Here is a 6,594-nt window from a genome sequence, read left to right on the forward strand (position 1 = left end):
GTGCTGGACCGTGTCCTTGTGCGCGTAGTGAACTCCGTACGCGAACATCCCCACGCCCGCGCCGACCTTGAGGGCCTTGTTCGCGAACTCGCGGTGGCAGGACGGCTTCTCCAGGAACGAGCGCTTGTCGCAGCCGGACACCCTGGCGGTGCCCTGGACGATGTGAACGAGCAGATCGGCATCGATCTTCGCTTCGGCCGCGCGAAGCTTCGCCTCGGTCCCGCTCAATTTGGCACTCTGCACGGCGAGTGCGCTGCCCTGCCCCATGCCCAGCGTCACGAAGACGCTGAGAACGGTCAAAAGGGTCACTGTTTCGTTGGACGACCACCGGGCCACCCATGAGGTGAAGCGGCTCTGCCAGATCCTGGACGTGAACCGGTCGAGCTACTACAAGTGGCTCGCCGGCGCCGAGGCCCGGGCCGCCCGGAAGCAACCCCCCAACTCACGCCAGGGCTGAAGACCTGCTGCGCGACCGGCGAGGCATTGAAAATCGAATGACGCGAAGGGAACAAGGCCGCTACCGTCCGCGCATGGATCTTGAACCTGGTCAGGCCGTGCCCGCCGTTCCCGTTCCCCTCGATGTCGAAGTTCAGGTCGCCTATGACGCCTACCTGGCGGAGGAACCGGACTTGGGGCCGATGAGCCTTGAGAAGCTGTCGGTGATCCGCGCGGAGGTCGACGCCGCGGTGGCGGCGCTCGAGGACCTCAGCGAGGGCGGACGCTTCGTCGTCTCCCAGCCTTCGGTGCCCGGCCTGGACGGCGCCCCCGAGGTCCCGCTGCTGGTGTGCACGCCCTCCGGCGCGGCGCCCGCATCGCGGCCGGCGCTCTACTTCATCCACGGCGGTGGCTTCTACTGTAGCGATCACCGCATCGGGCTCGACCAGATACTCGACACGGCCGAGCGGTTCGGGGCCACGCTGATCTCGATCGGCTACCGGCTCGCGCCCGAGCACCCCTACCCCGCCCAGATCAACGACGCCTACGCCGGCCTGATGTGGGTCGCCGACCACGCGGAGGAGCTCGGCATCGACCCGGAGCGCATTATCATCACGGGCTCCAGCGCCGGCGGCGGCCTCAGCGCCGCGCTCGCCCTGTACGTGCGCGACAATGGCGGTCCCCGCCTGCTCGGCCAACTGCTGATTGCCCCCCTGCTCGACGACCGTAACGACAGCGCCTCGGCCCTGCAGATGGACGACGTCGAACTCTTCGACCGCAGCCACAACGGGTTCGCCTGGAGCTCGCTGCTCGGCGACGCCCAGGGCGGAGCTGATGTGCCGCAGTACGCCGCGCCCGCCCGCGCCACCGACCTGACCGGCCTGCCGCCCGCGTTCCTCGACGTCGGCTCAGCCGAGTGCCTGCGCGACGAAATCCTCGCCTACGCCGACCGGATCTGGCAGGCCGGCGGCAAAGCCGAGATGCACGTGTGGCCCGGCGGAATCCACTCCTTCGACCGGAAAGCCCCCGAGGCGCGGATCAGCAGGGCCGCCGTCGCGGCACGCTGCAACTGGATCGAACGCCTTCTCGCCATCAACTGACGGCCGAAATCAAAATCCGGACCTGCCCGGTGAACGCGTCAGGCTAGGACTTCCGCTACCTTACGGTGCCCCGCGCGGCGCCCGAATCAGGACATCGCCCGCTGATCCTCCTCAGCCTGTTCTGTTTCTTCCGGCCTCGAACGGCGTCCCGAAATTGATCGCCTAGGAGGGAGTTCGGCGGACGCAGGGGCGGCCTTGGCGTGATCCTTCGTGCTGATCAGAGCGCGAGTTTCACCACGTCGCACGACGTCCCAAGGCCGCCAGAGGTGAGTCTGCCGGATCACAATGTCCGGCAGGAAGCTTTCGCGGAGGGGCACGCTTCCGGCCATGGTGCTACAAGTGCCTGACTGCCCCACGGGATGAGTTGTTCGAGCTGAGCGATGCGGCGTTGTGTGTCGATGGTCCGGTCACCTCGCCGGTGGAGTTGACACTGGTATCGCGCTCGGGGCGTCCGCAGTCCAGAGGAGCTCGCGACGACGGCAGTCGAGGCCGCTGAACAGCAGCACACCGCGGTCCCCGGCGAGGCGGTCATCGCCCAGCTGGTGCGGACCCTAGCCGTTGACGTGCGGGTGTTGAACGAGAAGGTCGCGGAGGCCGACCGGCTCATCGAGGACCGCTTCCGCGCCCAGGACCTCGCGGAGATCATCACGAGCATGCCCGGCATCGGACCGCTCCTCGGCGCCGAGTTCCTCGCCAGCGTGGGCAGTGACCTCGCCTTCTTCGCGACCCCTGACCGGCTCGCCGCCTTTACCGGGCTCGCGCCGGCACCGCGCGACTCGGGGAAGAAGAGCGGCAACCTCCACCGGCCTCGCCACTACCACCGCGGCCTCCAGCGCGTCTTCTACATGTCCGCCCTCACCAGCATCCGCTACGACCCCAACTCCCGAACCTTCTACGAAGCAAACGAGCCGAGGGGAAACGCCATACCCAGGCCGTGATCGCCCTCGCCCGCCGCCGCGTCAACGTCCTATGGGCCCTGATTCGGGACCGGCGGCGCTATGAGGTCGTGCCATCACTGGCCACGGTGCTCTGACCTGGTCCCGGAGTCGTGTCGTGTTCCCCACGCACCGAGCACGGTAGGAGTAGGTAGGCGCACTCGACGTGACCCGTCCCATGCTCCTCGTCGGAGTTCAGTATGTGGGTGTGGAAGGGGTCATGTCGTACTCATCGACGTCCAGAACCGCACCGGTGGCCGCAAGAAAGGCGATTGCTTCGCGGTCCAGCGCCCAGCCGAAGAGGTTGGGCTTGTCCCTCTCCTCCGGCTGCCTGGCCTCGTCGTGCTGCTCGTCGTCGTTAAAGTAGCGCACGACCTCCAGCACGGCGTCCAAACCTTGTTCCTCTTCGTCTTCTGCTTGGTTGAACCGCTTCATGAGCTCGGCTATGCGATCGGTCTGTGGCCGGAGGCGGTCCAGAACATGCGCGATCTGTTCGTCCACGCACAGGCCCGGCTCCCTGCACACGACTTTCCAGCTTTGGCTGAAGGGTCTCGCCGGGTCGACGGGGAGGCGGCGCCGGTTGTGCACTCGCGTCTCGTCAGGCTCGATACCCAGCGCCTCAGTTATCTCCTGCGGGGTGATACGTCGGCTGGTCAGAGCAAAATAGACGTACTGGTTGAGAGGCATCCGTGGAGAATACGCGTTGCACTATTCATCCATACTCACCTGACTGCGAGCGAGCCACGACACCCAGCGGTTGCCGTGGCCGGTCGCCCAGGAGTTACTCCGCTACTGAGGTTGAAGGCGTGATGTCGTGGCCTGATGCTCCTGCGATAGGGCAGCGTCTGTAGGTTGCTCTCATGGCTGAGCTTGGACCCGTTGTGTGGCCGCCCGCACCGCTGCGGACCGAGCGGCTCGTGCTCCGCGAGTCGTCGGGCCGGGATCGTGCGGCGTTCATTGACCTGTTCGCCTCGTCAGAGGTGCGGACGTACCTCGGTGGCCCCCGACCACGTGCTGAGCTTGAGAATGAACTACCTGAAGTGCCCGGACGGCGCCCCGGCGTATTCGTAGTCGGTCACGACGGGGCGGTGCTCGGGATCGTCACGCTCGACCGACGGGACGCGGAGCGTCCGGGGCACGTCCATCCTGATGCAGGGGAGGCCGAGCTCAGCTACATGCTCCTGCCCAAGGCCTGGGGACGTGGGTATGCCTTTGAGGCGTGCTCGGCGGCGCTCGGCTGGTTCGCTGACGCGTTTCCCAGCGAGCCGGTGGTGCTCTGCACTCAGGTGGCCAACGACCGTTCGGTAAGTCTCGCGGTGAAACTGGGGTTCACCGAGGTGGAGCGGTTCGAGGAGTTCGGCGCCGAGCAGTGGTTCGGAGTGTGGTCCTCGGTTCCGGGGTCTGGTTGAGCTTGTACTCGACACCCGTGAGATCACCGGTCGGGGTCCCGCGTCCGGTTCGTTGAGCGCGGCTTCAGGGGGCGTCGGGTCCAGACGTGAGGGTGAGGCCGGTGGCGGTAAGGCATCCGTCGATGATCTCGCTGCGGTACTGGATCCGGCGGAGGCCATGGCGGAGCCGGCGCATGAGGTGGTCGGGGTCGGCGCAGGCCGTGTTGGCCTGGGTGGTCCGGCGGAGGATCGACCAGATTCCTTCCACGGGGTTGAGGTCGGGTGCGTAAGGCGGCAGGTGGTAGGCGGTGACCCAGTCCTGAGCGTCGACGAAGGCCCGCATGCGGCGGTCTTTGTGGACGTTCAGGTTGTCCCAGACCAGGACGATGGGTGCGCCGAGTTGCCGGTGGGCGGCAATGAGGAGGTCGCGGTACTCGGTCCAGGCGAAGCTCTTGCGGCCCCCGGCCTTGTGTCCGTGTGTCGTTTGGGCCGGTAGATCAGGCGGGAGCGTTCTTCGCGGTTTGTAGCAGCACAGGGCGGCGATGGAGAAGCGGCGCTGAGAGCGTCCGCGGACCCGGATGACCGGGGTGGATCCGCGCAGGCTCCAGGTGCGGGAGGTCGGCGGCGTCATCGAGAACCCGGCCTCGTCCTCGAAGACGATCCAGGCCCCGACCGCCGCCGCGGTGGTTCCAGGTGCGGCCACACCTCCTTCGCCCAGTCGGCCACGGCCGCCTCGTCCCGCTCGACAGCGCGACGGGCCGGAACCTGGTGGCTCCAGCCACGGCGCCGGAGCATCTGCGAGATCCCCGACATCGTCATCGACTTGTGGAACCTGCGACCTGTCAGAGTCTTGATCCTGGCCAGCGTCCATCGCTGGTCTGGCCAGCCGTGCGCGACCGGGCCCTTGGCCAGCTCCTCCGCAAGCACCGCGAACAGCGCGTTGCTCAGCTTGGGCCTCGACGCCGGGCCGCGCGACCGGACCCCGTTCGGGCCGCCCGTCTTCCAGGCCTGCCGCCACCGCTGGACCGACCGGACGCTGACCCGTAACTCCTTCGCGATGTCCGTGCTACCCCGCCCGGCCGCGAACATCACCGCTGCTTCCATCCGGATCCGCTCGCGGAAGGCTTGCCTCTCCGCGGTCAGACCCCCACCCTGCGGATACCTCATATACCCGGCATACCGCGACGATCGCCAGTCGTCAGCCCCTACGACAAGACGACTTCAAGGTCAGTAACCCGCCGCGGACGCCCAAGCTGCCTTGACTTCTCCATTGGGAAGCCCGTCCGGCCAACTACGGCGCTCAGCGGAAAACGTGCATTGGCATCCGACGACCGGCGTCACACCAAGGCAACGATCAGGACACCACTCACGAGGGAGACGACGGCTAGTGCGGCTGCGATGCGGCCGATGCGCTTGGCCCCCGCCGCAGCCTTCTCATGGGTCTTGCGCCAGTCGACGACCTCTTCCATGGTGCCCACATACGACCGGGTCGGAAGCTGGTGGTGACGAACGATCGGATACGTGCCGCCGATCACCAGGTCGGGGGTGGCCGTCACACCCGTCTGCTTGCGGACGTTGTCACCGCCCGGCACCTCGATTTCGTACACGGCACTGGCGGAGCCGCGGGTACCGAACGGCTCCAAGTACGTCAGACGCGCGTGGCTCTCTACACCCATGTCCTCCAGCTCCTTGAACTCCCGCACACCCGAAGTCGAGCCGAGGAAGAGCGACCGACAGAACCAGACAACAGGCATGCACAGGAAACCCAGTCCGATGAGCAGACACTTGAGGATGATCACGGCCTGAACAGTACGCACGGAATGCGCCGGTCAGTATCCCAGGACGCCGACTTCGACGATCCATCATGGCGCTCTGTCGCTGAACCCGATCGCCCGCGACCAAAGGCGAATCGGACCAGATCGCTTGAGACACGGGCCACATCGGCAGAGACGGAACATGACCCTCACGGCACGAGAGCCGTTGCCCCTATTGCCGCGCGTCCGGTGTCCCCCGCACCCCGCGCGGCCTCCCGGCGGTGGCCCCCTGCCGGGAACCCACCGCCGGGCCTCACACCCCCGTGCATCGCCCGGTCAAGCCGGTCCGGCGCCGTCCCGGATCTCGAACAGCGGCAGTACGCCCGTCATCTCCACCAACCGCCGCAACTGATCCGGCACCGGACCCCCAAGAACCAGCCGCCGGGTGCGGCGCAGGCGAACCAACACGCTCAGGAACGCCGAGTCCGCGAACGCCGGCCGGGCGACGTCCACGACCAGGAGCTCGGCGCCGGCGGGGTTGCCTGCGCCAGCAGGCCGACCCGTGTCGTCGTGGTGCCAGGTCGCCGGGGGAGGCTACGGCGCGGTAAGCACCCACCACTGCCGCGACGTGCGAAGAGTACGCAGGAAGACGTGCGGACCCCGGCAGACGGGGCGGGCGTAGCGCCTGACGGGGTCTCCGTTCGGGAAGACCAGGTCCTCGCGGCCCACGACGACAGCCTCGTGGTCCGTCAGCCGGATGTGGTGCAGGCCATTCCACCGGGGAGCGGTGGAGGCGCCCCGCTCGCTGCCTCAGAGCAGGAGCAGCCGGTCCCCACGGATCGCGAGGCCGAACGGGTCCGAGACCGGAAGGGCGCGGATGCGGAGTCTCCCGCTGCGCCCCATTTCGGCGAGTGGCGCGTGGGGCCAGTACATGGCGTGGACCGCGGAGTCGGAGACGTTGATGGTGTTGACCTCCGCGATG

General features: G+C 67.4%; 7 protein-coding genes and 4 pseudogenes. 5 read left to right on the top strand and 6 right to left on the bottom strand.

Annotation, left to right across the window (positions count from 1 at the left end; genetic code table 11):
- Positions 1-300: pseudogene (locus tag AB0D46_RS38175) on the bottom strand (hypothetical protein); the annotation flags it as partial.
- Positions 301-316: 16 nt separating this feature from the next.
- Between AB0D46_RS38175 and AB0D46_RS38180 the strand changes: the two are divergent.
- The 4 genes and pseudogenes from AB0D46_RS38180 to AB0D46_RS38195 all read left to right on the top strand — a co-directional run.
- Positions 317-457: a hypothetical protein gene (locus tag AB0D46_RS38180; protein ID WP_362884668.1), complete on the top strand. Its 141-nt coding sequence runs from the start codon at positions 317-319 to the stop codon at positions 455-457.
- A gap of 73 nt (positions 458-530) precedes the next feature.
- Positions 531-1,535 carry an alpha/beta hydrolase gene (locus tag AB0D46_RS38185; protein WP_362884670.1) on the top strand — a complete coding sequence of 335 codons (1,005 nt, stop codon included), beginning with the start codon at positions 531-533 and terminating at the stop codon, positions 1,533-1,535.
- A gap of 266 nt (positions 1,536-1,801) precedes the next feature.
- A pseudogene (locus tag AB0D46_RS38190) lies at positions 1,802-1,971 on the top strand (transposase); the annotation flags it as partial.
- 31 nt (positions 1,972-2,002) lie between these two features.
- Positions 2,003-2,568 (top strand): annotated as a pseudogene (locus AB0D46_RS38195) (transposase); the annotation flags it as partial.
- A gap of 97 nt (positions 2,569-2,665) precedes the next feature.
- On the opposite strand, the gene AB0D46_RS38200 reads toward AB0D46_RS38195, so the two are convergent.
- Positions 2,666-3,157 carry a DUF4279 domain-containing protein gene (locus AB0D46_RS38200; protein WP_362884672.1) on the bottom strand — a complete coding sequence of 164 codons (492 nt, stop codon included), beginning with the start codon at positions 3,155-3,157 and terminating at the stop codon, positions 2,666-2,668.
- Between the two features lie 173 nt (positions 3,158-3,330).
- On the opposite strand from AB0D46_RS38200, the gene AB0D46_RS38205 reads away from it, so the two are divergent.
- Complete coding sequence (locus AB0D46_RS38205; protein WP_362884674.1) at positions 3,331-3,879, top strand: GNAT family N-acetyltransferase; 549 nt, start codon at positions 3,331-3,333, stop codon at positions 3,877-3,879.
- A 64-nt stretch (positions 3,880-3,943) separates the two neighbouring features.
- Here AB0D46_RS38205 and AB0D46_RS38210 read toward each other — a convergent pair.
- The 4 genes and pseudogenes from AB0D46_RS38210 to AB0D46_RS38225 form a co-directional block, all read right to left on the bottom strand.
- A pseudogene (locus AB0D46_RS38210) lies at positions 3,944-4,489 on the bottom strand (transposase).
- Positions 4,486-5,025, bottom strand: coding sequence for a winged helix-turn-helix domain-containing protein (locus AB0D46_RS38215; RefSeq protein ID WP_362884676.1), 540 nt, complete (start codon positions 5,023-5,025; stop codon positions 4,486-4,488). Before AB0D46_RS38215 ends, AB0D46_RS38210 begins: the two are co-directional and overlap by 4 nt.
- 170 nt (positions 5,026-5,195) lie before the next feature.
- The gene (locus AB0D46_RS38220) at positions 5,196-5,657 is read right to left on the bottom strand and encodes a hypothetical protein (protein ID WP_362884678.1); all 462 of its coding nucleotides are present in this window, start codon (positions 5,655-5,657) and stop codon (positions 5,196-5,198) included.
- Positions 5,658-5,948: 291 nt separating this feature from the next.
- A complete protein-coding gene (locus AB0D46_RS38225) occupies positions 5,949-6,125 on the bottom strand; it encodes a hypothetical protein (protein ID WP_362884679.1) in 177 nt (58 codons plus the stop codon).
- Positions 6,126-6,594 lie beyond the last annotated feature (469 nt).

This window comes from Streptomyces sp. NPDC048383 (assembly GCF_040651775.1).
Taxonomy (GTDB): Bacteria; Actinomycetota; Actinomycetes; order Streptomycetales; family Streptomycetaceae; genus Streptomyces.

Coding starts and splice junctions, on each gene's coding strand:
- AB0D46_RS38215 (WP_362884676.1), bottom strand. CDS start 5,025: ATGAGGTATCCGCAGGGTGGGGGTCTGACCGCGGAGAGGCAAGCCTTC.
- AB0D46_RS38185 (WP_362884670.1), top strand. CDS start 531: ATGGATCTTGAACCTGGTCAGGCCGTGCCCGCCGTTCCCGTTCCCCTC.
- AB0D46_RS38205 (WP_362884674.1), top strand. CDS start 3,331: ATGGCTGAGCTTGGACCCGTTGTGTGGCCGCCCGCACCGCTGCGGACC.
- AB0D46_RS38200 (WP_362884672.1), bottom strand. CDS start 3,157: ATGCCTCTCAACCAGTACGTCTATTTTGCTCTGACCAGCCGACGTATC.